We start from the raw sequence: 24,616 nt of genomic DNA on the forward strand, positions 1-24,616 counted from the left end.
CTGAAAGCGGGCTGCTGGGTTACAGGGTCACGCCAAGGTGATCGGCCAGAAAATCCAGCCGGTCTTGCCCCCAGAACCGCGCCTCATCCACCACGAAGAAGGGCACGCCGAACACGTCGGCTTCTATCGCGTCTTCAAGGTTGCGGGGGTAGATCTCTGCGCCTTGCAACATGCCGGAAAAGGCCAGCCCGGTATCGAAGCCCGCTTTTGCCAGACAGTCGCGGATCACGTCATCCTCGGCGATGTTGCGGTCGTCCTCCCAACATGCGCGGCTCAGGCCGGTGACCAGCGCGTCAATGTCGCCGCCGCCTGTTTCCTGCGCGGCAATGATCGCATAGGCGGCGGGCGCGGGGTTGGTCGGGAAATGCGCGGGGTGCAGCTTCAAAGGCACGCCAAGGCGGCGCGACCAGCGGTCCAGTTCTTGCAAGCGGTAGGCTTTGCGGCTGTCATGGCGGTCAGCCAGAACCTGTCCGCCGGTGCGCGGAAACAGCGCCATCGGGTCCAGCGGTTTGTAGCGCAACGTCACACCCGCCTTGCGGGCAATCCGGGCGGCGCGGCCCCCGACAAGATGCGTCCATGGCGAAATCGGGCTTAGGTAGTAGTCAATCTGCGACATCTGCGGTCCCTTTTGGCTGCTTGTAACATTTCCAAGACCGTATCGGGGTGGTAAGCGGTGTCAACGTCGCGACTCGCCAAGGAAACCCCCATGATCGACCGTACCGAACCCAAGCTGATTGCCGGGAATTCAAATCCCGAACTGTCCAAGGCCATTGCGCGGCGCATGTCGTTGCATCGCGGCGTCAATGTCGGACTGGTCGATGCGCGGGTCGAACGTTTCAATGACCAAGAAATCTTTGTCGAAGTTTACGAAAATGTCCGGGGCGAGGACATGTTCATCCTGCAATCGACCTCGCGCCCGGCAAATGACAACCTGATGGAGTTGTTGATTATCGCCGATGCGCTGAAACGCTCATCCGCTGCGCGCATCACTGCCGTGATCCCGTATTTCGGCTATGCGCGCCAAGACCGCCGCACCAAGGCGCGCACGCCGATTTCCGCCAAGCTGGTCGCCAATATGATCGCGCAGGCGGGGATCGAACGGGTGCTGACGCTGGACCTGCACGCCACGCAGATACAGGGGTTTTTCGACATTCCGGTGGACAACCTGTATGCCGCGCCGGTTTTCGCGCTGGATGTGCTGCACCATTTCAAAGGGCGGCTGGATGATGTGATGATTATCTCTCCCGATGTGGGCGGGGTGTCGCGGGCGCGCGAATTGGCCAAACGTGTGGGCTGCCCGCTGGCGATTGTCGACAAGCGGCGCGAGAAGGCGGGCGAAGTGTCGGAAATGACCGTGATCGGGGATGTCAGCGGCAAGACCTGCATCATCGTCGATGACATTTGCGACACCGCAGGCACCTTGTGCAAGGCAGCCGAAGTGCTGATGGAAGCGGGGGCCACCGAAGTGCACAGCTACATCACCCATGGCGTGCTGTCCGGCCCGGCGGTGGAGCGGATTACCAAATCGGTGATGAAATCGCTGATCATAACCGATTCCATCGCGCCGACCGATGCGGTGAAAGCTGCGCCCAATATCCGCATTGTGGCCACGGCGCCCATGTTTGCCCAAGCGATCCTGAACACATGGAAAGGCACATCTGTCTCGTCGCTGTTCGATACAGAGACGTTGCAGCCGATCTATGAGGGGCTGTATTCCAGCGTTTAAGTGCGGGGGGCGCGCGCTGCGCCCCCGTCTAGTCTTTGCCGGTCCAGCCGCCCCGGTCAGAGGGCGGCAGGCTGTCGCGCGGGTCGTAGTCGTTTATGTCGGGGCGTTTGTGGCGCTGCGTGTTCCAGCGCGATAGCCCCAGCCAGATCGCCAGACCCAGCGCGGCCCAGATAAAGGCCTGAACCACCACGGGCAGCCCCGGCACCAGCCAGACGATCAGCCCCATCAGCCCGGCCGCCACGGCAAAGCCCAAGGCCACATAGGCGGTGGTCAGCATTTCGCCCACCAGAAGGATAACGGCAATCAGCCCCCAGATGGACCAGTCGGGCAGGGCGAACAGGTCCATGGTTTACATCTCCTTCAGGATGGCGGCGGCTTCGCGGAAGCTGTTCGATGGCCCGCCCGGCAGCATGATCAGCTTGGCATTGGATGATTTCGCCAACCCTTCCAAGGCTTCGACCTGCATCCGGGCGGTCTGGAAGATCAACGCCTCGCGCGCGCTGTCGCTGTCCAGTGACAGGGCCAGCATCCGGTTCGATTCCGCATTGGCCTGCGCGATGGCGCGAATGGCGTCGGCCTTGCGCTGCGCTTCATAAAGCTCGGCATCGGCGTTCAACTCGGTCGCGCGCCGCTCGCCTTCGGCGCGGGTGATGGCGGCGCGGCGTTCGCGTTCGGCGGCCAGCACTTCGGCCATGGCGGCCTGTGTTGTCGCGTTCAGGTTCACATCGATGATTTCCGAGCGTGAAATGCGAATACCATAGGTCTTGCCCGCGTCTTCCAATGCGGTCAGCAGCGCCACGTTCAGCGAACCGCGATCCGATTGCACCGCGTCCAGTTCCACCTTGCCCAGTTCCGAACGCACCAGCGATTGCACCAGCCCGATGACCAATTCATCGATCTTGTTCACGCGGAACACGGCGGCTTCTGCGTTTTCAATACGGTAGACAACCAGCAGCTTGGCCCCGAATACCACGTTATCGGCAGAGACGACCTCTAGCTGGATATCATTCAGCACTTGGTCATTGACCGGCACCTTGGAATGGACCTTGTCCAGAAACGGCACGATCACATTCACGCCCGCATCCAGCGTGCGGTGGTAAGCGCCCAGTCGGGTAACAACGAAATTCTGCGCCTGCGGCACGATTTTCAGGCCCATCAGCACGATCAACACGATCAGAACGGCAAGGGCGAGGATCAGTTCCATGTCATGACACCTTTAACGAAAATACCTTCAACTACCTTCTACAAGGCAAAAGATGGAAATTGAATGCTATTCGGCGGGCTGCTCTGGGGCAAGGCGCTGCGCGATCAACATCAGCGCCAGCGCCGAGCAGGCGCAAAACGCCATGCCGGTTATCAGCGGCAGGGGCGTGCCGTTATAGGCCAGCGAAATCGGCACCGCGACCATGACCGACCCCACGGTCGAAAGCGATTGGATGACCGACGCCCCGATGCCAGCCATATGCCCCAAGGGTTGCAGCGCCAGCGCGTTCAAATTGCCAAAGGTCAGCCCGATCGAGAAAAACGCGCTGCACATGAAAGCGAAGAAAAACGCGAAATCCCACGGTGCAGGCAGGTTGAACTGCAACAGGGCCAGAAAGAACAATGATACCCCGGCCTGAAAGCCGAAGGCCAGCGTGGCGATCCGCTTCATGCCCAGCCGCATGACCAGTTTCGCATTGACCACGCTGGCGCTGCCCGCGATCAGCGCGGTGACGCCGAACCAGATGGGAAAGCTTGCCTCGCGATCATAGACATCGGCAAAGATCATCGGCAGGTTCGACAGCCATGCGAACAAGGGCGCAAAGGCAAATACCAGTGTTACTACATAGATCATCACGGCGGGCGTGGTCACGATTTCCACAATTGCCGCCCAGATGTTGCGCAAGGACAGCGCGCGGCGGCGGTCTGGGGGCAGGCTTTCGGGTTGGCGCAGCATAAGCCACGCAGCCGCGATCAGGCCAAAGCCCACGAAGGCCAGAAACACCGCGCGCCAGTCGGCCAGCCAGATGATGACCGCCCCGATAGAGGGCGCAAGCGCCGGCACAAGGATGAAAAGGGTCATGATAATGCTCATGACCCGCGCCATGGTGCGCCCTTCATACATGTCGCGCACCATGGCGGTGGCGATCACGCGCGGCGCGGCAGCCCCCAGCCCTTGCAGGAAGCGCGCGGCCAGCAGCCCGTCAATGCTTTGCGCCTGCATGGCCAGAAGCGAGCCCGCGATATAGGCGGCGATCCCGATCAGCAGCACCGATTTGCGCCCGTATGCGTCGGACACCGGCCCGCAGATCATGACGCCCAGCCCCATGCCCAGCACGAAGCTGGTAATCACCAGCTGGCCTTTCTGAGGCGCGTCGGGCGACAATTCCAGCCCGATCGTGGGCAGCGCGGGCAGCATGGCATCTATGCTGAAGGCCACAGAGGACATCATCAGCGCCATCAATGCGACGAATTCGCCGAAATGCAGCGGGCGGGTGGGGCGCGGCCAGGTCATGCCCGTTCCGCCAATTCGTCGATCACCTGCACCCATAATTCGGTGTCCTGCGCGCCGGGGACAGCGTGCTGACCTGCCACCACGAAAAACGGCACGCCTTGTATGCCACGCGTGCGGGCGGTGCGGTCGGCGTCTATTACCGCGTCGCGATCCGCGCCGGCATCCAGCAGGCGCGCGGTCAGATCGCGGTCCATGCCGATACTGTCAGCAATTCTCAACAGCACATCGCGCGCGCCAATGTCGCGACCCTCTTTGAAATACGCCCGGAACAGCGCGCTTACGGCAGCGTTCTGCTTGCCTTCCAGCCCGGCCCAATGGATCAGCGCATGCGCCGCAGCGGTGTTGGGTTGGCGCGTGATCGCGGGCAGGTTTAGATCCAACCCCAGCGCTTCGGCGCGTTTCACGATAGGGCCGTAAGCGCTCATCAGGTCGGCGCCGAATTTCAGCTCAAGGTATTCCTGCCGGTCCATGCCGTCTGCGGGCATGTCGGGGTTTAGCATGAACGGGTGCCATGTCACCGCGAACGGATGGTCAGGGCGCGCCTCCATCGCGCGCTCCAGCGCGACCTTGCCGATATAGCACCACGGGCAGACCGGGTCGGAATAGATCTCAAGCGTTATCATCATCTGCCTTGAACTGGGCCCGCAGCGCGCGCCGGGAAAGTTTGCCATTCGCCCCGCGTGGCAAGCTGGGCAAATGCTGGTAGAGTCGCGGCTGCTTGTAGCGCGCCAGCCGCCCGGCTGCAAAGGCGTTGAGCGCTGCGTCGTCCAGCGGCGCTGGCGCGGTGTAAAACGCGGCAATGATCCGCACATCGGGGCGGATTTCGACATCGGTCACAGCGATATCGTCAATACCGGGGGCGTCGGCCAATGCGCGCTCTACCTCTAGTGGAGAGACCCGGAAGCCGCCCGCATTCATCATGTCATCGTCGCGGCCCAGATAGGTGATCGCGCCATCCTTGGCTTGCGCTACGCGGTCGCCGGTCACGAACCAGTCGCCGTGCAAGGGCAGATGCGGCCCATCCGGCCCCAGATAGCCCAGCATCAAGCCCGGATCATCGCGGTGAATGGCCAAAACACCGTCCTGCACGGATATGCGCCGCCCGTCTTGCAGGTAGCCAATCGCGCCGTCAGGCGCAGGCCGCGTGGGGCTGGCGGAAATATAGGTCGAACATTCGGACATACCGAGCGCTTCGTAAATCGCTGTGCCCGTGGCGGCGGCCCATGCCGCGCGTGTGGCCTCTGGCAGTTTTTCGCCCGCCGACAGCCCATGGCGCAGGCGCGGCAGCGCGCCCAAGCGGCCCGCTGCCAGAAGCTGGCGATACACGCCCGGCACGGCGGCAAAGATCGTGGCATCATGGCGGCGCATCAGCAGGCTCATGGGCGCACCGGGCGCGACCACCAAGGCGGTTGCCCCAATCGCCCAAGGGTCCATCAGCCCGGTGCCCAGCGTGTAGGTCCAGTTGAACGCGCCTGCGTGCAACACCCGGTCATCGGTGCGCAGCCCATACCAGCCATCCCACATCATCCGCCGCGCCCAGACCGCGCGATGGGCGTGCACCACCGCACGCGGGGTGCCGCCGCTGCCAGAGGTGAAGACGATATATCCGGGCCGGTCGGGCGCGCCCATGTCATAGGCACATGGCGGCAGATCGCGCATGGCGCGCAACTGCTCCAGCGTCAGGACGGGGGCCGGGTGGTCGGGCAGGGCGACGCCTTCTTCCGCGATAACCAGCGCGGGGTTCAACCCCTTGGCCATGGCCGAAATCTCTGGCCCGGTCAGCGCGGTAGAGGTCGGCACGGGCACCAGCCCAACCGCCACAGCCCCAAGAAAGGCCAGCGGAAAACCCACGCTATTGCCCAAGCGCAAAAGCACCCGTGCGCCCGGTGGCAAGCCAAGCGCCGCCAAACCCGTGCCGGTGCCGCGCACCGCTGCGTCCAGCCGCGCAAAGGACCACCGTTCGGCCCGGCTGGCGCGCAAGATCTCGAGCGCGATCTTGTCAGGGGTCTGCAAACCCGCCGCCAGCACATGGGCGGTCAGGTTGAACGGGGCAGGGCAATGGGCGGTCATGCCATGACATAGGCGCGCCCGTGTGAAAGATGCAAGCACCCAGCCGCACAAGCGTTGACGCAGCCCGCCTGAACATGCAAGGGCGGCACAGCGCCCCATTCCCGCAGCAAAGGCTTCAAGCATGATCGTGACCATCGATGTGACCATGGACTATGCGCTGGAACCGGGCGATCCGGTCTTGCTGGCGCTTGCAGTGCTGCCATCGCCCGCGCAGACCATCCTGCACAGCGATTTGCAGGTGCAAGATGCCCAGCTTTCATGGTTGGATCAGGCCGGGGCGGCGGGTCAGCGTGTCTGGGTCTTGCATGAGGGCGTGCGCCTGCTGGCCCGCTACGCGGCGCGGGTTCAGATATCCCGCGCGGCACCGCTGCTGGACAGGCTGTCGGCCGTTCCCATGCACGATCTGCCCACAGAGGCGCTGGCGGCACTGCGCCCGTCGCTGTTCTGCCCCTCGGACCGGTTTGGGCCATTTGTGCAGGACCGGTTCGGGCATTTGTCGGGGGGCGCGATGATCGCCGCCATGCGCGACTGGGTGGCGGGCAATCTGCGCTATGTGCCCGGCGCGTCAGATGCTGCGACCACCGCGCTGGACACATTCGTCACGCGGCAGGGGGTGTGCCGCGACTATGCGCATTTGCTTTGTGCCTTTGCCCGCGCCGCCGGGGTGCCCGCGCGCTATGTTTCGGGCTACAGCCCCAGCGTGACACCGCCCGATTTCCACGCCTGCGCCGAGGTCTGGCTGGAGGGCGGCTGGCAACTGGTGGACCCGACGGGGATGAGCACGCCGGGCAACTTCGCCGTGATCGCCTCTGGCCGCGACGCGGGCGATGTGGCCTTCATGGAAACGGCAGGCTGGGCGACCGTGGTGCGGCAAGAGGTGCGGGTGGGCTGAGAAGGCCGTCAAAACCGTCATTTGCACACCCTCGTTGAGCGACCTCTTTGCCGATGAACGACCAGTCGGCAGGCCCATTCCCAAGACCGGGTTCAGCCTTGCGGCCCTTGCCGGGTGCTGGCGCGGCCGCTGCTTGAAAGATCACTTGCGAACGGGCCAAGATTGCCATACTTGGACGCTCGCTTATGGTGGCGACCCTCTGGCAAGTGTGAACACATTATGGAACGTCTGATCGAGAATACTCTTTTTGCCAGTCGTTGGCTGCTTGCACCGATGTATCTTGGGCTTGTGGTCACCGTGGCTGCGCTTGTCTGGGTTTTCGGGGTGGAACTGGTCCGCTTCGTAGGTCAAATCCCGTCGATGACGGTCGATAATGCGATCCTTGGCGTTCTTGCTCTGATCGACCTGAGCCTTGCGGCGAACCTGCTTCTGATCGTGATTTTCTCGGGCTATGAGAATTTTGTCAGCCGTATGGACTTTAAGGAACATGAAGATCGGTTCGACTGGCAGGGCGATGTCGACTTCTCTGCGCTGAAGCTCAAGCTCGTGGCCTCTATCGTGGCAATTTCCGGGATTCACCTTCTTAAGGTGTTCATGGATATCGAGAAATACACCGATGCGCAGATCCAGTGGATGATTATCATCCATTTGGTCTTTGTCGTCTCGGGCGTTCTTCTTGCTGCGATGGATTGGATCGCCAACCATGCCAAAGCCCTGAAGCGATCAAAGCTTCCGAAAACCTGACCGCTTCCGCCGCCTTTAACCGGCGAAGCTTGCCGCCGGGCCTTGGCGGCGCGATGGGTCATCGGGTGCGGGAAGGCCGTTTGCGGACCTTCCCCCGCCCTCAATCAAATCCATGCGTCAGTTCTGGCACGTCATCCGCGCCCGCCGACCCGCGCCCGGACAGGGACGGGTTTTCCATGAAGAATCGGTGGCAGTTGAACAGGCGGCGGTCGTCACCATCTTCGGGCAGCACGCGCCGGGCCGGGCCGTCGGGTTGCAGCACCCAGCTTTGCGCCTCATCCGCAAGGTTGGCGGCCATGATCTGGCCCACGATCTGCGCCTTGACCGTGTCATTCATGATCTCGACCAGTGTTTCCACCCGGCGGTTCAGGTTGCGCCCCATCCAATCGGCGGAAGACATGAACACCCGCGCCTGACCAGACGGCAGCGCAGCGCCATTGCCGAAGCACACGATGCGCGAATGCTCCAGAAACCGGCCCACGACCGATTTAATGCGGATATTCTCTGACAGCCCCGCAATGCCGGGCCGCAAGCCACAGATGCCACGAATGACAAGGCTGATTTTCACGCCCGCGCGGCTGGCATCATAAAGCGCGTCAATGATATCCGGCTCTATCAGCGAATTCATCTTGGCCCAGATTTCTGCGGGTTCGCCTTTGCGGGCGCGCGCGGCCTCTGCGGCAATCATGTCCAGCAGGCGCGGTTTGATGCCCATGGGCGAAATCGCCAGATTTTCCAGCCGCGCAGGTTCGGCATAGCCCGAGACATAGTTGAACACCCGCGCCGCATCGCGCCCCAAGGCCGCGTCGCAGGTGAACAGCGACAGGTCGGTATAGATGCGGGCGGTGATGGGATGGTAATTGCCCGTTCCCCAATGGGTATAGGTCACCAGCCGGTCGCCTTCGCGGCGCACCACGGTGCTGATCTTGGCATGGGTCTTGTAATTCACGAAGCCGTAGACCACATGCGCGCCCGCGCGCTCCAGGCGGCGGGACTGGCGAATATTGGCGGCCTCGTCAAAGCGGGCTTTCAATTCGACAAGGGCGGTCACGGATTTGCCGTCCTCGGCCGCCTCGCACAGGGCTTCCACGATGGGGCTGTTGCGCGAGGTGCGATACAGTGTCTGGCGGATGGCCAGCACATCGGGGTCGCGCGCGGCCTGTTGCAAGAAGCGCACCACCATGTCGAAGGTTTCATAGGGGTGGTGCAGAAGCATGTCCTTCTGGCGGATGGCGGCGAACATGTCGCCATCATGGTCCTGAACACGTTCGGGCACGCGCGGGCTGAAACTGGGCCATAGCAGGTCAGGCCGCTCATCAAGGATCAGTTCCTTCAGTGTGGTGATGCCCATGATCCCACGCACTTCGACCACTTCTTCGGGGGCGACGCGCAGCTTGTCCATGACCATGTCGCGCAGGTCGGCAGTGGCGCCTTGCGATAGTTTCAGGCGCACCACCTCGCCCCGGCGGCGGCGTTTCAGCGCAACCTCGAATTCGCGCACAAGATCTTCGGCTTCTTCCTCGACCTCTAGGTCGCTGTCGCGCAGCACCGAAAAGGTGCAAGAGCCACGCAGCGCGTAACCCGGAAACAGGCTGTCCAGTTCGGCCAGCACCAGTTCTTCCAAGGGCAGCAGACGGACGGGATTGGTGCCCACCCGGACGAAACGGTCAATCTGGTTGGGGATGGGCACAAGCGCGTCCAACTGGCGACCAGACGGGTCTTCCAGTTCCAACGCCAAAGAGAAACCGGCATTGGGGATGAAGGGGAAGGGATGCGCCGGGTCAATGGCCAGCGGCGACAGCACCGGAAAGACATTGTTCAGATACCAGTCCTGCAACCATGCGCGGTCTTCGGCCGTCAGCTCATGGCGCGACAGGATGGTGATGCCTTCTTCTGCCAGAAGCGGCCGCAGTTTGGCCCAGACTTCTTGCTGGTAATCCATCAGGCGGCGCGCATCCTCGTCGATCAGCACAAGCTGTTCGGCGGGGGTTTTGCCGTCATCCGACGGGGTGCTATGCCCGGCACGCGCCAATTCGCGCAGACCCGCCACGCGGACGGTGTAGAATTCATCCAGATTGGCCGCCGAGATGGACAGAAAGCGCACGCGTTCCAGCAGCGGCACGCGTGGGTTCATCGCCTCTTCCAGCACGCGCCAGTTAAAGGCCAGCCACGACAATTCGCGGTTGAAGAAACGGTCCGGTCCGGCCGGGTCGAAATCCGACAGGGTTACGGGCGCGGGGAAGGGGCTGGACAGAAAATCTGCCGTGGGGGTCGTGTGTGTCATAGGGTTCGCATAACCAGATTTGATGTAGGTTTTGTAACGGCGCAGGCGCATTTCATTATTGGCGGCGGGCGTCGATGACGACCGCGCCTTGGGCGGTCAACGAAAGCCGCCCCGTCTCTGGGGACAGCCGGTAGCCATCCACACGTTCCAAGGCGCGGGCAAAGCGCTGTTCCTGCGCCATCGTGGCGTCCGTGCAGGCCATCATGGTGCTGGCAATGCGCCCAAAGGTCAGAATGCCGCCATGGCGCTGAAACCCGCCGATCAGCCGGTTGCAGCCCACCGTGGCGGACATGCGCCCATCGGAAAAGAACACCAATTCGGTGCGCGACGGAAACAGCGCCGCATTGCCGTCAATCTGGGTCAGGTTCCAGACCCCGCGCGCCAGTTCTTCACTGGCAGCGATGAAGCGGCAGTCGGCCAGTTGCGCACCGTCAATGGTCAGAATTGCAGACCCGGCTTTCAGATGCGCAGATGTCGCGGGGTTGTCGGCCTGCTCGTAATACGCGCCAGAGGCCGCCGGGCGCGGCACCAGCGTCAGCACCTGCTCGTTGAAGCGCAAGCGCAATTCTTCCGGCAGAAAGCCGATTTCCACATATTGCCCGCCGCAATCGAGCAGGCTGGCAAAGCCCATGGGCGGTGTTGCAATCGCCCGCAGCGGGGGCAGCGTGATATCATCAGTGCCGGGGTTTAGGGCATAGGGTTCTGTCAGCCAAAATTGACCGCCGGGTGCCCGCAGCCCGGCCCGCAGGATCAAGGCGCGGTCGGTGGGCGCGTCCAGCGCAAAGGCGAACGGGCTTTGGGTATCGCCAATTTCGGCCCGGCTTTCAGCGGCCTTGGTGTCGTCGGCATCGACAAGGTCAACCATGAAACTAGTGCCAAAGGGCAGGGCGATTCGTTCCAGCAGCACCACCTCGCCGCTGATCTGGCGGGTGGTCTGGGCGGCGGCAATCGGCGCGGCCATAATCAGAGCAAGGACAAACAGAAGAGAGCGGATCACGGCAAAGGCCTCGAGTGTGATTTAATGCAATGACACGACAGTAAGCACGCGCTTGCCGTGCCACAAGTCGCGCTGTTCAGAATATGCATGGCCCCTTGCGCGTGCCGGGGGCGGCGCAGGTCAATCGCTTTGCATAAGTTCTGCCGCCAGCGCCCGCCCGATGGGTTTGCCGCGCGCCAAGGCATTGGCATCAAGCTGCGCGACCAGCCTTTGCGCGGCCGCCAGCGACCGTTCCATCCGGGGCAGCAGATAGGGAATCAGCCGCTCGGATATGACCACTTGCCGATCCGCGAACAGCTTGGCCAATACGGCGGCCAGCAGCGTGTCATCAGGCGCGGCGACGGCGACATGAGTGCAGGCACCCAGCCGCGAGGCAAGGTCGGGCAGGGTCACACCCCAATCGCGGGCGGGGGGGCGCGCGGCCATCACCACTTCGGCGTCATGCGCCTGCGCAAGGTTCAGCAAATGAAACAGCGCGGTTTGCCCGTCAGCGCTGTCGGCCACCTGCGCGGCATTGTCCAGCCAGACCGCCCCTTGCGCGACTGCGCCGGGCAGATCGGCCCGGGCCAGCGCGGTGCCGTCCAGATGCACTGCATTGCGTGCCTCTGCCCAGATATGGCCCAGATGCGTTTTACCCGACCCCTCTGGCCCATGCAGCACCAAGCGACCGCCGGGCAAAGGCGCGCCCAGCAGCCCCAGCGCTGCCGCATTGCAAGCACTTGGCACGAAATCGGCCCGCCCCATGCGCGCGGGCAGAACCAGCGGCAGAGCGGCTTGCCGGGGCGTCATTTCGGCTCTCCGCCTTTGCCATAAAGCTTGCTGTCCATGTATTGCGCCACGCCAAAGCGCACCAGCACCCCGATGCTGGCCGCCAGCGGCACTGCGATCAGCATGCCGGTAAAGCCCAAAAGCGCCCCAAAGGCCGAGACGGCGAACAAAAGCCAGACCGGGTGCAGCCGAACCGAATCTCCGACAATGCGCGGCACCAGCACATTTCCTTCCAGCATCTGCCCGAAAACGAACACCGCCAGCACCAGCCCGATTTCCAGCGGGCTGCCCCAGAACTGCCAAAGCCCGACGCCAATCGCCAACGCGCCCCCGATGATGGCGCCAATATAGGGGATGAAGGAAATCAGCCCCGCCGTGACGCCAATCGCCAGCCCGAATTGCAGCCCGATCAGGCCCAGCGCAGTCGCGTAATAGGCGGCAAGGATGAAACACACCGTCACCTGACCGCGCACGAACCCGGCGATGCTGGCGTCAATCTCTCCGGCCAGGTGGCGTAGCACCGGTGCGTGCTGGCGTGGCAGCAGGTCGTCAATCTGGCGCACAAGGCGTTCCCAATCCAGCAGAAGGTAAAAGGCCACGACCGGCGTGACCACCAGAAAGACCAGCGCGCCCACCAGCCCCGAAACCGAACGCAGCACACCCTGCGCCAAGGCCGCACCCCGGTCGCGGATCGCCTCACCCAGCGATGACAGCGAATTGCGCAGCGTGTCTTCCAGTTGCGCGATATCGGGAAAGCGTGCGGTCAGGAATTCTTGCAGGCGTGTCAATAGGTCCGGCGCGGTTTCGGAAAACTGCACCGCCTGAGTGACCACGGCCGGGATAATCAGCCCCCCGGCCAGCACCACCACGCCAAAGGCCAGCGCCATCAGCGCAGAGACCGCGGCGGTGCGCGGCACCCCCCTGTTTTGCAGCTTGGTCACAACCGGGTTCAGGAAATAGGCCATCGCCATGCCCGTGATGAAGGGCAACAGCACATCCCCCATCACCCATAACAGGGCAATAAAGACCAGCCCCGCAAGGCCCCAATAGCGCAACTGTTGGTCTATCGGCATGGCCACGGCGAATACCCCTTACACTGTCATGTGGCGCGCGCGTGCGCCGCGTTCGATGGCGGCGGCATGTAGCCGATCTATCCCCAGCTCATGGCGGATTTCTTCCAGCATGCGCAATTCGGGCTGCGCCAGCAACCCGTCGGCGGCGGCCACGTCGCAAGCCAGCGCATAGGCGGTTTCGTGCAGCACCTCTGGCAGGCTGTCGCGCACCAACCCGAACAGCGCATCCAGCCCGTCATCTTCCTCGAACAGTTCGAACACGGTCTGGGCCATGACCCGGATGCGGTCGGAATCATACTCCGCAAAGATCGGCAGGTGGTTCACCAGCGTCTGGATGGCGACCAGTTCCGCGGTGCGAATGCTTTGGTCGGCGGCGGAAACCGCGATCATCACCGCGACAAGGCTGTCTTGCGGCGACATCGGGTGCGGAAGGGGGGGCATATCTTTGTCCTGTGTTATGCGTGCAGGTGCAGAATATTGACGCGGGCGCGCCGCCGCAATAGGAACCAAGGCCAAACCAGCCCCCCCACACGGAAGTGACCAGACCCATGTCCAGCCTGCGCGACGCTGCCCTGACCTCGAAAGCTTGGCCCTTCGAGGAAGCCCGGAAACTGGCCGCGCGCTACAAGGACGCGCCGCCGGAAAAGGGCTATGTGCTGTTTGAAACCGGCTATGGCCCCTCTGGCCTGCCGCATATCGGCACGTTTGGAGAGGTCGCGCGCACAACCATGATCCGCCGCGCGTTTGAGGCGATCAGCGACATCCCGACCCGGATGATCTGCTTTTCCGATGACATGGACGGTATGCGCAAGGTGCCCGACAACGTGCCCGACCCGAGCGCGCTGGCCGAACATCTGCAAAAACCGCTGACCGCGGTGCCCGACCCGTTCGGCACGCATGACAGTTTCGGCGCGCATAACAACGCCATGTTGCGCCGGTTTCTGGACACGTTCGGGTTTGATTACGAATTCATCTCGGCCACGGAATATTACGCATCCGGCCAGTTCGACCCGGTGTTGCTGCGCGCTGCCGAACGCTATGATGACCTTATGGCGGTCATGCTGAAATCCTTGCGCGAAGAACGTCAGCAAACCTATTCCATCTTCCTGCCCATCCATCCCGAAACCGGCCGCGTTCTGTATGTGCCGATGAAGCATGTCGATGGCGCGAAGGGTGAAATCACATTTGACGACGAGGACGGGCGCGAATGGACGCTGCCTGTGACCGGCGGCCATGTAAAACTGCAATGGAAGCCCGATTTCGGCGCACGCTGGGCCGGGCTTGGCGTGGATTTCGAGATGTATGGCAAGGACCACGCCGCCAACACGCCCATCTATGACCGGATTTGCGAGATCTTGGGCGGGCGCGCGCCCGAGCATTACATCTATGAATTGTTCCTCGATGAGCAGGGCGAGAAGATCAGCAAATCCAAGGGCAACGGGATCAGCATTGACGAATGGCTGACCTATGCCAGCACGGAATCGCTGTCGTATTACATGTTCCTGAAACCGCGCACCGCCAAGCGCCTGTCATGGGATGTGATCCCAAAAGCGGTGGATGAATATCACCAGCAATTGCGCGCCTTTCCGGGGCAAGATGCCGATCAGCAAGCCGCGAACCCGGTCTGGCATATCCATGGCGGGCAGGTGCCCGCGTCTGGCATGGTGGTCAGTTTCTCGCTTTTGCTGAACCTTGCGTCGGTTGCCCGTGCGCAGGACAAGGACACGCTTTGGGGCTTTATCCGCCGCTACGCGCCCGAAGCCGCGCCAGACACGCACCCGGACCTTGACCAAGCGGCCGGTTTTGCCGTGCGCTATTTCGCAGATTTCGTGGCCCCCACGCTAAAGCCCCGCGCCCCCGACGATGCCGAGCGCGCGGCACTGGTGGAATTGGCCGCAACGCTGAAAACCATGGCAGAGACGGGCGCAGTGCCCGAAGCCCATGCCGCCGAATATGACAGCTTTTCCGAAGAACTGTTCATGTCGGTGGTGCGCGATACTGGCAAGGCGCATGGTTTCGACAACCTGCGCGCATGGTTCAAGGTGCTGTATGAGGTGCTTCTGGGGTCGGACCAGGGGCCGCGTTGGGGCAGCTTCATAGCACTCTACGGGTTGGCCGAAACCGTCGCTCTGATTGACCGCGCATTGGCGGGCGATCTGACCGCCTAGGCTTTGCGCCAAACCTGCCACGCTTTCGCCCAACCCTCTGTCGGGTTGGGCTGGGCATAGAGGGCATGGCCCATATGCAACGCCTGCCGCGCGAAACGGGCGCGCGCGGCAATCAGGTCCGGCTCCAGCCGCGCCAAGGCGGGGTCGTTTGTGCAGGTCGCGCGCAGAAATATGTGCAACACATCCAGATCGTTATGCGCACCCAAGGTGCGCGCAAGCCTGTCGACCTGAGCGATATGGCCGCGCAGCGCGGGCCGGTCGATTGGTTTGAAAAACCGCGCTTGATACCAATGCTGTTTTAGTCGCTTGCGCCAGGTGTGAAAGGCGGTTGCGTCCTCGCCCGCCATGCTGGCCGCGCAATAGGCGCGCTGGCCCTTGATCCATGTTCGTGCAAGGTTGCCCCAGACAAGCGGTGCGGTCTTGCCATGGAGGCGTGCGCTTTGCGCGGCATCGGCGAAGTCTGCCATCATACCGGAAAATTCTTGCAGCGCCATGGGGTCGCTTGCAGAATTCCAGAGTTCAATCTCGTCCAGCACGGCCGCGCGCAGGCTGTCGAAATCGGCAGGGGCGCGGCGCCGCGCGGTCAGATCGTCGAAGGTGGTCAGCATCACCTCGGCATCGCGGGCAGGGGCCAGACGGGCGGCGGCATCGCGAAGCTGCGCGTTCCAGTCTTTGGCCTCGTCCCACCCGCCGCGCAGCAGCCGCAACAGCCCGCGACATTCCTTGGCGCGTTTTCGCAGCATAAACAGGCTGGCCGCGCTGCCATGTTGCGCGACCTCTGCACATGCCATGCTGGCGCGCGCGCTCAGCACTTGGCGCAGCGCGGGTTGCAGCTTTGGACGGTTGGACGGATAGGCCAGTTTCATCGTCATATGCAGGGGTTGATCCAATCGGGGCAGCGTGCCGTGCGATTATGGCACGGGCAGGGCCGATCCATGGCCATGGCCTGAAACTGATCCGAACGCGCCCGCGTAGCGTAACCATCCAGACAAGAAAGGACATGCCATGCGCTACGTGATTGCCCTGTTGCTTGCCATTTCCCTTGCGCCCGCTGGGTTGCGCGCCCAAGGCTCAGAGATACCCGATGTCATCCGCGACCAGATCAGCGCCTTTCAGGCCGATGATTTCACCGCCGCGTTTGACCATGCCAGCCCGACGATCAAGCGCCTGTTCGGCACGCCCGAGCGGTTTGGCCAGATGGTGCAAAGCGGCTACCCGATGGTCTATCGCCCCGCCGACGTGCAGATGCTGGACCTGCGCGAGATGGGCGCGGCCCGCATTCAGCGCGTGATGATCCGTGACGCGGAGGGGCGTCTGCATTTTCTAGACTACCAGATGATCCCGTCTGACGCAGGCTGGCAGATCGACGGCGTCCAGATCGTGCGCGACGGGCAGGTGGGCGCTTAACGGTTCGCGCCGGGCACCCACAGAATGTCGTCGGCGCCGTTATTGTTGACCACACGACCGGCGACGAAAAACCAGTCGGACAGCCGGTTCAGGTATTTCACCGCCGACTCGTTGACGGATTCAATCGCCGCTAGTGCAATGGTTTCGCGTTCAGCGCGGCGCGCGACCGTGCGGCACAGGTGGAAATGCGCGGCCAAAGGCGTGCCACCGGGCAGGATGAAGCTGCGCAAGGGTTGCAGGTCTTTGTTCATCGCGTCGATCTCAGCTTCCAGCCGGTCGATCTGCGCCGGGATCATCCGCAAGGGGGTGTATTCTTCCTCTGCGTCGCGCTCCATATCGGGGCGGCACAGATCCGCGCCCAGATCGAACAGGTCGTTCTGAATGCGCGCCATGGCGGCGGCCATGTCGCCTGTCGCGTGCAGCCGCGCAAGGCCCATGACGGCGTTCAACTCATCGACCGTGCCATAAGCGGTCACGCGCTGCGAATGTTTGGCGACCCGCATGCCGTTGCCCAAAGCGGTTTCGCCCGCATCACCGGTGCGCGTGTAAATCTTGTTCAGAACAACCATGTCAGGCCCCTTTTTGCCGGAAATAGACGAAGGCGACGATCAGCAGGACCGCGATGAACTGCGCGATCAGTCGGTAGCGCATCATGCGGTTGCCGTGTTTCTGGTTGAAGGCCCCACCGCGGCCGAAACCGCCAATGCCCACCACCAGAACGCCCAGCACCACAAGACAGGCCACCACCGCAGCTATGAATAACGGATCATTTGCGAACATGGCCAGTCCCCTGTCGTTGCGCCTTGCGCGCAACTTAATCTTATTGCCGCGCGTTGCGACCCCTAATTTCGCGTGGGGTTACAGCCGCTGCAAGATCATGTCCAGAACCCGCGTGGGCAGCACCCGGCGCAATGCCCCCAGCAGGTAGGTGGGTGTTGTGACCGGGTAGCGCGCGCGTGGGCGGCGCGCTTCCAGCGCGTGGATCAGTCGTTTCGTGACCGCTTCGGGCGGCAGTTCAAAAACATCGGGGTCGCGCTTATCATATAGCCGCGCCAGCAGGCTGCCACGGTATTGCGCGGCGCGGGGGCTATTTTCCCAATCGATCCACCGCTCGAAATGCGGGATCGAATTTTCCCGTATGCGCGAGGTGATCGGCCCCGGTTCGATCAGCGCGACATGAATGCCCGTGCCCGCCAATTCCAGACGCATCACGTCTGATAGCCCTTCCAGAGCGAATTTGCTGGCCACATAGGCACCGCGCCATTTCAGCGCCGCCAGCCCCAGCACTGACGAATTCTGCACAATCCGCCCATGCCCTTGCGCGCGCATCAGGGGCAGGACCGCGCGGGTCAGTTCGTGCCAGCCAAAGAGGTTGGTTTCGAACAGCGCGCGCAAGCCCTCGGTTGGCAGGTCTTCCACGGCGCCGGGCAGGGCGAAGGCACCGTTGTTGAACAGCGCATCCAGCCGCCCGCCGGTACGGTCCAGTGTTTGCGCCAGTGCCGCGTGAATGCTGGCCGTGTCGGTCAGGTCCAGCGGAAAGCTGTCCAACCCCTCGGCGCAAAGCCGCGCGCAATCGTCGGGCTTGCGGCAGGTGGCCAGCACCTGCCAGCCGCGCGCGGCCAGCGCATGGGCGGCATGATGGCCAATGCCGGAACTGCACCCGGTAATCAGAACGCTGCGCATGCGCGGGCCTATGCCTTGTCCCATTGCTCGCGCTTGCGGTAGATGGTCGAAGGCGCGATGTCCAGTTCGCGCGCGGCGCGCGGCACAGATCCGCCATGGCGCGAAATGGCCGCCGTGATCGCGCGCTCTTCGATCTGGGCCATGGTCAACCCGGCGAACGGGTCTGCGTTCGGCTGAGTGGGGGGCACTTGGTTCGGGTCCGGCAGATTGGCCAGATTATGCGGCAGCATTGCCCGGGTCACGACCTCTCCATCATGCAAAACGACGGCATGACGCAGGACATTTATCAACTCGCGCACATTTCCGTGCCATGGCAGGGTCAGGAACAGGTCCAGCACATCGGGGCTGAAGCGGGAAAAGCGCTTGCCTTCTTCCGCGGCAATCTGGGCCAGGTAATATTGCGCCAACATGTGAATATCGGTGCCGCGCGCGCGCAGCGGCGGCATGGTCAACGGAATGACGAACAGCCGGTAATACAGATCCTCGCGCAGGCGACCGGCGCGCATGTCTTCGGTCGGGTCGCGGCTGGCGGTGCACACAAGGCGCACATCGACCTTGATCTGGCGTGTGTCGCCGACCGGCGCAAAGCTGGAGCGTTGCAGAAACCGCAAGAACGCGGCTTGCAGATCGCGATTCATGTCCTGAATGTTTTGTACAAACAGTGTGCCGCCATCGGCTTGCGCAATCGCACCGGCGCGGGTTTGGGCCTGCGCAGAACCGCGCCCGGATTTGGGCGCGCTTTGCCCGAACAGTTCGATCTCCAGCATCTCTGGGTCGGCCGCAGCACAATTGAGCGTGACAAAACGCTGCGCCGCGCGGTCCGATTTCAGATGCACGGCGCGCGCGCACAGCTCTTTGCCGGTGCCGCTTTCGCCCAAGATGAACACTGGCGCGGTTGATGCGGCCACTGCCGCGATCCGGTTATGGACCTCTTGCATCGCGGCCGATTGGCCCATGAATGCACGGTCCAGCGCGTCCCCACGCCCGGCAGAGTCAACGGTCAGGCTGACCTCTTCGCGCAATTCCGCAAAGGCGCTGGCAACCGCCCCGATCATGCGGATATCGCCCAGCGGCTTGACAAGGAAATCATGCGCGCCTTCGCGCGTCGCTTCTATTGCGTTATTGACCGACCCGTTGGCGGTGATGACGATGATGCGCGTTTCGGGCTGCAATTCCAGCATTTCGCGCATGACCATCAGCCCATCGGCATCGGGCAGCATAAGGTCCAGCAACACCACCCGTGGCCGGTGCTCGGCAAAGGTTGCAAGGGCTTCGGCACCGCTGGCGGCCAGCATCGGTTTGTAGCCTGCCTTGCGCAACACCGTGGCATACAGCATCTGCAAAGATGGCGTGTCCTCTACCAGAAGCAGGCCATGCGCCTTGGTATCTTGCTGCGGCATCAATCGCCCGCCGCCAGCGCGGCCAGTGTCGCCCCGGCCTGTTGGGTTTGCGCTTCCAGCATTGGCAGCAAGACAGCCAGCGCCGTGCGGTCGTGCACGGTGCAGGCCTGTTCGGCCTGTTCGGCAGTGTCTGCAAGGCTGTCCGCCCCCAATGTGACGGACAAACCCTTGACCTCATGCGCGGTCTTGCGCAAAGCGTTCATGTCGCGTGACGGTTCCGAACTTGCCAGTGCAGCCGTCAAGACATCGCGACACCGCGCAAGGTCCATTTGGACCTGTGCCAAAAGCACATCCCGCAGCTCCGGGCCCCCCATGTCAAGAAACTCTGACAATTTTACCGGGTCAAATGACCCCGTTTCTGTTGCAATCCTGCCGGACACCAGTACACCGCTTCATTGCCAAGGCTGAAACTCATCTGCTTCAGCCTAGTCCGAAGCCGGTTCCGACAACAAGAGGTTTAAGTGCCCTAGCGGGAATTTGGGCGCGTATTTAATCCCTGCGGTTGTGTCAGCCGGCTTTCGCGGCGGGCAGGCCAAGGGTTTGCAACGCCGTGGCGATTTCATCAAGGATTGCCGGATCGTCAATGGTTGCAGGCATTTTGAACGCCTCGCCATCGGCGATCTTGACCATGGTTGCGCGCAAGATCTTGCCTGACCGTGTTTTGGGCAGGCGGTCCACCACCACGGCCAGCTTGAACGCGGCAACCGGCCCGATTTTCTCGCGCACCAGCTTCACGCATTCCGCGACCACCTCTGCGGCTTCGCGGTCCGCCCCCTTGTTCAGGCACAAAAAGCCCAGCGGCGCTTGGCCTTTCAGCGTGTCCGAAATGCCGATCACGGCACATTCGGCAACATCGGGGTGGCTTGCCAGCACTTCTTCCATGCCGCCGGTCGACAGGCGGTGCCCTGCCACGTTGATCACATCATCGGTCCGCGCCATGATATAGACATAACCGTCTTCATCCATGTAGCCCGCATCGCCCGACGCGTAATAGCCGGGGAATTGTTCCAGATAGCTTTTGCGGAAGCGGTCTTCGGCATTCCACAGCGTGGGCAGCGTGCCCGGCGGCAGCGGCAGCTTGATGGCGATGGCGCCCAATTCGCCCGGCGCGACCGGATGGCCGCCTTCGTCCAGCACCCGGATGTCATAGCCCGGCATTGCCACTGCGGGCGAGCCGATCTTGACCGGCAAGTGTTCCACACCCACGGGGTTTGCGGCGATCGCCCAGCCGGTTTCGGTCTGCCACCAATGGTCAATGACCGGCACGTTCAACTGCTCTTGCGCCCATGTAATCGTGTCAGGGTCCGCGCGCTCGCCCGCAAGGTAAACCTGTTTCAGGCAGGACAGATCGTATTTCTTGACGAACTCGCCCTGCGGGTCTTCGCGTTTGACGGCGCGGAAGGCGGTCGGCGCGGTGAAAAAGCTTTTGACCTTATGTTCGGAAATCACCCGCCAGAAAGTGCCCGCATCTGGGGTGCCGATGGGTTTGCCCTCGAACACGATGGTGGTGTTTCCGGCCAGCAGCGGCGCATAGCAAATATAGCTGTGGCCCACGACCCAACCCACATCCGAGGCTGCCCAGAACACATCGCCCGGATCGACATTGTAGATGGCCTTCATCGTCCAATGCAGCGCAACCATATGGCCTGCGGTGGGGCGCACCACGCCCTTGGGCTGGCCGGTGGTGCCGGATGTATAAAGGATGTAGGCCGGATGGTCGCCCGCGACCGGCACACATTCCGCCGGGGCCACGCCATACTGAAAGCCGTGCCAATTATAGTCGCGCCCTTCGACCAATTTGGCCACTTCCTGTTCGCGCTGGAAGATGACACAGAAGTCGGGCTTGTGGCGGGCCGCGTCAATCGCGGCATCCAGCAGCGGCTTGTAATGCACCACGCGCCCCGGTTCCAACCCGCAGCTTGCGGCGATGATCGCCTTTGGCTGCGCATCGTCAATCCGCACGGCCAATTCATTGGCGGCAAACCCGCCGAAGACGACCGAATGCACCGCCCCCAGACGCGCGCAGGCCAGCATCGCTTCCAGCGCCTCTGGGATCATCGGCATGTAGATGATGACCCGATCGCCCTTTTCCACACCCTTGGCGCGCAGCGCACCGGCCAGATTGGCCACGCGGTTGCGCAGTTCCACATAGCTGATCTCGCGCTTGGTATGGGTGATGGGGCTGTCATAGATGATGGCCGTCTGCTCGCCCCGGCCCGCTTCGACATGGCGGTCAACCGCGTTCCAGCAGGTGTTGCACTGCGCGTCTTTGAACCATTCGTAAAGCGGCGCGTTCTCGTCAAACAGCGCCTTGGATGGCGGCGTTACCCAGTCGATGGCTTGGGCTTGCTCCATCCAGAATGCGTTCGGGTCGGTCAATGATGCGCGGTGCAGGTCGGCATAGGCCATGGTCATCCTCCTCAGAATGCACATGGATTAGCCGAGCGCGCGGGCAGCGCGCAATGGCTGTTACCGTCAACATAGGGCGCGGAGGTGCATAAAATTTGCAATTTTGCGGCCAGAGTTTGCAAACACGCTATTATGCGTGCCGAAACCACGCGGCCGAAGGCGGTTTTGCAAATTGGTGCGTGCCCCTTACCCGTAATGCGCCACAGGTGTGCCCGCCAGCGCGGTCATGTTCAGCAAGCCCCGCGCCGTGATAGAGGGGGTTACGATATGGGCGGTATTGCCCATGCCCATCAGGATCGGCCCCACTTCCAAAGCGCCGGCGCGGGTTTTCAGAATGTTGCGCACGCCGCTGGCGGCATCGGTATTTGCAAAGATCAGCACATTGGCAGGCCCGCTGAACCGCGCATCGGGCAACAGCCGCGCGCGCAGATCGGGGTCAAGCGCCGCATCGACATGCATTTCGCCCTCATAGTCGAAATCTAGGCCCATGCTGTCCAGAATGCCCAGCGCCGCGCGCATGTTGCGCCCGGATGGCGTATCCAGATTGCCGAACTGGCTATGCGAGCACAGCGCGATTTTCGGGTCCAGCCCGAAGCGGCGCACATGGCGCGCGGCCCCGATGGTGGTTTCGACAATCTGCTCGGGCGTTGGGTTGGGGTGGACCTGCGTGTCGGCCACGAACAGGTTGCCCTCTTGCTGAATCATCAGCGACAGCGCGCCCACCGCGTGCCGCTCTGGCCCGCCCAGAATTTGCGTGACATAGTTCAAGTGCCACAGATATTGCCCGAAGGTGCCGCAGATCAGGCTGTCGGCATCGCCCCGATGCACCATGATCGCGCCAATGGCGGTGGTATTGGTGCGCAGGATGGCGCGCGCCAGTTCGGGCGTCACACCCCGGCGCTGCATGATTTGATGGTAGCTTTGCCAATAGTCGCGATAACGCGGGTCATCTTGCGGGTTGACCAATTCGAAATCGGTGCCCGGTTTGATCGACAGCCCCGCGCGCTCCAGCCGGTTGGCGACAACCTTGGGGCGGCCAATCAGAATGGGCACTTCGGTGGTTTCTTCCAGCATGGCGCTGGCGGCGCGCAGCACGCGCTCATCCTCGCCCTCGGCAAAGACAATGCGCCGCGAGGCCGCGCGCGCCGCTTCGAACACGGGCCGCATAATCATGGCAGAGCGGAACACCGACGCATCCAGCCCCTGTTTATAAGCGTCCAGATCGGCCAAGGGGCGCTTGGCCACGCCCGATTCCATTGCCGCGCGCGCAACCGAACTCGCCACAATCCCCATCAGGCGCGGGTCGAAGGGCTTCGGAATTAGATAATCGGGGCCGAAGCTAAGCTGCTCGCCCTTATAGGCCGCTGCCGCTTCGGCGCTGGTGGTCGCGCGGGCCAGCGCCGCGATCCCCTCGACACAGCCGATCTGCATCGCGTCATTGATCTCTGTCGCGCCCACATCCAGCGCGCCCCGAAAGATGAAGGGAAAGCACAGCACATTGTTGACCTGATTGGGGAAATCAGAACGCCCCGTGGCGATGATCGCATCGGGGGCAACCTCGCGGACCTGATCTGGCAGAATTTCTGGCGTGGGGTTGGCCAGCGCAAAGATGATGGGGCGCGCTGCCATGCGTGCCACATGCGCGGGCGTCAGCGCGCCGGGGCCGGACAGGCCCAGAAACAGGTCGGCCCCGTCGATCACATCGTCCAAGCTGCGGGCATCGGTGGCTTGGGCGAAAGCGGCCTTTTGCGGGTTCATATCCACTTCGCGCCCGGCATGGACCAGCCCGTGAATATCGCACAGGAACACGTTTTCGCGCTTCACACCCAGCTTTAGCAGCATGTTCAGGCAGGCAATGCCCGCAGCCCCGCCGCCGGTAGAGACGATCTTGATATCTTCAAACCGCTTGCCGGCCACGCGCAATGCATTGGTCGCCGCTGCGCCCACAACAATGGCGGTGCCGTGCTGGTCGTCATGGAACACCGGAATGCCCATCCGCTCGCGGCAGATCTTTTCCACGATGAAGCAATCGGGGGCCTTGATGTCTTCAAGGTTGATCGCGCCGAATGTGGGTTCCAGCGCGCAGACGATCTCGGCCAGCTTGACCGGGTCGGGTTCATTCAGTTCAATGTCAAAACAATCGATATTGGCGAATTTCTTGAACAGAACCGCCTTGCCTTCCATAACCGGTTTGGACGCCAGCGCCCCGATATTGCCAAGCCCCAGCACCGCGGTGCCATTGCTGACAACGGCCACAAGGTTGCCGCGCGTGGTGTAGCGGGCGGCATTTTCCGGGTTCGCCTTGATTTCCAGACAGGCCTCTGCCACGCCGGGTGAATAGGCGCGCGACAGGTCATAGCCATTGGCCAAGGGCTTGGTCGCCCGAATTTCTAATTTCCCAGGGCGCGGGTATTCATGATAAAGCAGCGCCGGGTGGCGGTTGTCGTCATGGGTCTGCTCTGTCATCTTATCCTCCTGCCGCAACTTGGTTTAACCTT

General features: G+C 62.6%; 24 protein-coding genes. 5 read left to right on the plus strand and 19 right to left on the minus strand.

Going from position 1 to position 24,616, the window contains the following annotated elements; translation table 11 throughout:
• Positions 1 to 19 precede the first annotated feature (19 nt).
• Positions 20 to 616, minus strand: coding sequence for a 2-hydroxychromene-2-carboxylate isomerase (locus AWT76_RS07190; RefSeq protein WP_072245748.1), 597 nt, complete (start codon positions 614 to 616; stop codon positions 20 to 22).
• Positions 617 to 706: 90 nt separating this feature from the next.
• Here AWT76_RS07190 and AWT76_RS07195 point away from each other — a divergent pair, with 90 nt between their 5' ends.
• Entirely contained in the window at positions 707 to 1,726 is a 1,020-nt protein-coding gene (locus AWT76_RS07195; protein WP_072245749.1) for a ribose-phosphate pyrophosphokinase, read from the plus strand.
• 28 nt (positions 1,727 to 1,754) lie between these two features.
• On the opposite strand, the gene AWT76_RS07200 is transcribed toward AWT76_RS07195, so the two are convergent.
• From AWT76_RS07200 to AWT76_RS07220, 5 genes are all read right to left on the minus strand, one after another.
• Positions 1,755 to 2,072 (minus strand): NfeD family protein, encoded by a 318-nt coding sequence (locus AWT76_RS07200; protein ID WP_072245750.1) that lies wholly within the window; start codon positions 2,070 to 2,072, stop codon positions 1,755 to 1,757.
• Between the two features lie 3 nt (positions 2,073 to 2,075).
• A complete protein-coding gene (locus AWT76_RS07205; RefSeq protein WP_072245751.1) occupies positions 2,076 to 2,930 on the minus strand; it encodes an SPFH domain-containing protein in 855 nt (284 codons plus the stop codon).
• Between the two features lie 66 nt (positions 2,931 to 2,996).
• Positions 2,997 to 4,223 carry a multidrug effflux MFS transporter gene (locus AWT76_RS07210; protein WP_072245752.1) on the minus strand — a complete coding sequence of 409 codons (1,227 nt, stop codon included), beginning with the start codon at positions 4,221 to 4,223 and terminating at the stop codon, positions 2,997 to 2,999.
• Positions 4,220 to 4,846, minus strand: coding sequence for a DsbA family oxidoreductase (locus AWT76_RS07215; protein ID WP_072245753.1), 627 nt, complete (start codon positions 4,844 to 4,846; stop codon positions 4,220 to 4,222). Before AWT76_RS07215 ends, AWT76_RS07210 begins: the two co-directional genes overlap by 4 nt.
• Positions 4,833 to 6,293: a class I adenylate-forming enzyme family protein gene (locus tag AWT76_RS07220; protein ID WP_072247567.1), complete on the minus strand. Its 1,461-nt coding sequence runs from the start codon at positions 6,291 to 6,293 to the stop codon at positions 4,833 to 4,835. The genes AWT76_RS07215 and AWT76_RS07220 overlap by 14 nt, the downstream gene beginning before the upstream one ends.
• Positions 6,294 to 6,414: 121 nt before the next feature.
• Here AWT76_RS07220 and AWT76_RS07225 point away from each other — a divergent pair, with 121 nt between their 5' ends.
• Positions 6,415 to 7,185, plus strand: coding sequence for a transglutaminase-like domain-containing protein (locus tag AWT76_RS07225; protein WP_072245754.1), 771 nt, complete (start codon positions 6,415 to 6,417; stop codon positions 7,183 to 7,185).
• 219 nt (positions 7,186 to 7,404) lie between these two features.
• The gene (locus AWT76_RS07230; RefSeq protein WP_072245755.1) at positions 7,405 to 7,929 is read left to right on the plus strand and encodes a TIGR00645 family protein; all 525 of its coding nucleotides are present in this window, start codon (positions 7,405 to 7,407) and stop codon (positions 7,927 to 7,929) included.
• Between the two features lie 100 nt (positions 7,930 to 8,029).
• Here AWT76_RS07230 and AWT76_RS07235 read toward each other — a convergent pair whose 3' ends face one another.
• The 5 genes from AWT76_RS07235 to AWT76_RS07255 all read right to left on the minus strand — a co-directional run bounded on the left by AWT76_RS07235 (position 8,030) and on the right by AWT76_RS07255 (position 13,492).
• Positions 8,030 to 10,213: an RNA degradosome polyphosphate kinase gene (locus AWT76_RS07235; protein WP_072247568.1), complete on the minus strand. Its 2,184-nt coding sequence runs from the start codon at positions 10,211 to 10,213 to the stop codon at positions 8,030 to 8,032.
• A 55-nt stretch (positions 10,214 to 10,268) separates the two neighbouring features.
• Positions 10,269 to 11,210 carry an META domain-containing protein gene (locus AWT76_RS07240; RefSeq protein WP_072245756.1) on the minus strand — a complete coding sequence of 314 codons (942 nt, stop codon included), beginning with the start codon at positions 11,208 to 11,210 and terminating at the stop codon, positions 10,269 to 10,271.
• Positions 11,211 to 11,330: 120 nt separating this feature from the next.
• Complete coding sequence (locus AWT76_RS07245) at positions 11,331 to 11,999, minus strand: P-loop NTPase family protein (protein WP_072245757.1); 669 nt, start codon at positions 11,997 to 11,999, stop codon at positions 11,331 to 11,333.
• Entirely contained in the window at positions 11,996 to 13,051 is a 1,056-nt protein-coding gene (locus AWT76_RS07250; RefSeq protein ID WP_342667183.1) for an AI-2E family transporter, read from the minus strand. Before AWT76_RS07250 ends, AWT76_RS07245 begins: the two co-directional genes overlap by 4 nt.
• Positions 13,052 to 13,069: 18 nt before the next feature.
• A complete protein-coding gene (locus AWT76_RS07255; RefSeq protein ID WP_072245759.1) occupies positions 13,070 to 13,492 on the minus strand; it encodes a tellurite resistance TerB family protein in 423 nt (140 codons plus the stop codon).
• 107 nt (positions 13,493 to 13,599) lie between these two features.
• On the opposite strand from AWT76_RS07255, the gene AWT76_RS07260 reads away from it, so the two are divergent.
• Positions 13,600 to 15,219 carry a lysine--tRNA ligase gene (locus tag AWT76_RS07260; RefSeq protein WP_072245760.1) on the plus strand — a complete coding sequence of 540 codons (1,620 nt, stop codon included), beginning with the start codon at positions 13,600 to 13,602 and terminating at the stop codon, positions 15,217 to 15,219.
• On the opposite strand, the gene AWT76_RS07265 is transcribed toward AWT76_RS07260, so the two are convergent.
• A complete protein-coding gene (locus AWT76_RS07265; RefSeq protein ID WP_072245761.1) occupies positions 15,216 to 16,091 on the minus strand; it encodes a CHAD domain-containing protein in 876 nt (291 codons plus the stop codon). The genes AWT76_RS07260 and AWT76_RS07265 overlap by 4 nt on opposite strands.
• Positions 16,092 to 16,224: 133 nt before the next feature.
• On the opposite strand from AWT76_RS07265, the gene AWT76_RS07270 reads away from it, so the two are divergent.
• Positions 16,225 to 16,626, plus strand: a complete 402-nt coding sequence (locus AWT76_RS07270) for a DUF4864 domain-containing protein (RefSeq protein ID WP_072245762.1) — start codon at positions 16,225 to 16,227, stop codon at positions 16,624 to 16,626.
• Here the strand turns inward: AWT76_RS07270 and AWT76_RS07275 are convergent.
• From AWT76_RS07275 to AWT76_RS07305, 7 genes are all read right to left on the minus strand, one after another.
• A complete protein-coding gene (locus AWT76_RS07275; RefSeq protein ID WP_072245763.1) occupies positions 16,623 to 17,195 on the minus strand; it encodes a cob(I)yrinic acid a,c-diamide adenosyltransferase in 573 nt (190 codons plus the stop codon). The two genes, AWT76_RS07270 and AWT76_RS07275, sit on opposite strands and share 4 nt — an antisense overlap.
• Before the next feature lies 1 nt (position 17,196).
• A complete protein-coding gene (locus AWT76_RS07280) occupies positions 17,197 to 17,406 on the minus strand; it encodes a twin transmembrane helix small protein (protein ID WP_072245764.1) in 210 nt (69 codons plus the stop codon).
• A 78-nt stretch (positions 17,407 to 17,484) separates the two neighbouring features.
• The gene (locus AWT76_RS07285) at positions 17,485 to 18,309 is read right to left on the minus strand and encodes an SDR family oxidoreductase (protein WP_072247569.1); all 825 of its coding nucleotides are present in this window, start codon (positions 18,307 to 18,309) and stop codon (positions 17,485 to 17,487) included.
• A gap of 8 nt (positions 18,310 to 18,317) precedes the next feature.
• Positions 18,318 to 19,709, minus strand: coding sequence for a sigma-54-dependent transcriptional regulator (locus AWT76_RS07290; protein WP_072245765.1), 1,392 nt, complete (start codon positions 19,707 to 19,709; stop codon positions 18,318 to 18,320).
• Entirely contained in the window at positions 19,709 to 19,993 is a 285-nt protein-coding gene (locus AWT76_RS07295) for an Hpt domain-containing protein (RefSeq protein ID WP_176699359.1), read from the minus strand. Before AWT76_RS07295 ends, AWT76_RS07290 begins: the two co-directional genes overlap by 1 nt.
• 223 nt (positions 19,994 to 20,216) lie before the next feature.
• Positions 20,217 to 22,118, minus strand: coding sequence for a propionate-CoA ligase PrpE (prpE, locus tag AWT76_RS07300; RefSeq protein WP_072245767.1), 1,902 nt, complete (start codon positions 22,116 to 22,118; stop codon positions 20,217 to 20,219).
• Positions 22,119 to 22,304: 186 nt separating this feature from the next.
• Positions 22,305 to 24,584, minus strand: coding sequence for an NADP-dependent malic enzyme (locus AWT76_RS07305; RefSeq protein ID WP_072245768.1), 2,280 nt, complete (start codon positions 24,582 to 24,584; stop codon positions 22,305 to 22,307).
• Between the last annotated feature and the right edge of the window lie 32 nt (positions 24,585 to 24,616).

The organism is Roseibaca calidilacus (genome assembly GCF_001517585.1).
Lineage (GTDB): Bacteria > Pseudomonadota > Alphaproteobacteria > Rhodobacterales > Rhodobacteraceae > Roseinatronobacter > Roseinatronobacter calidilacus.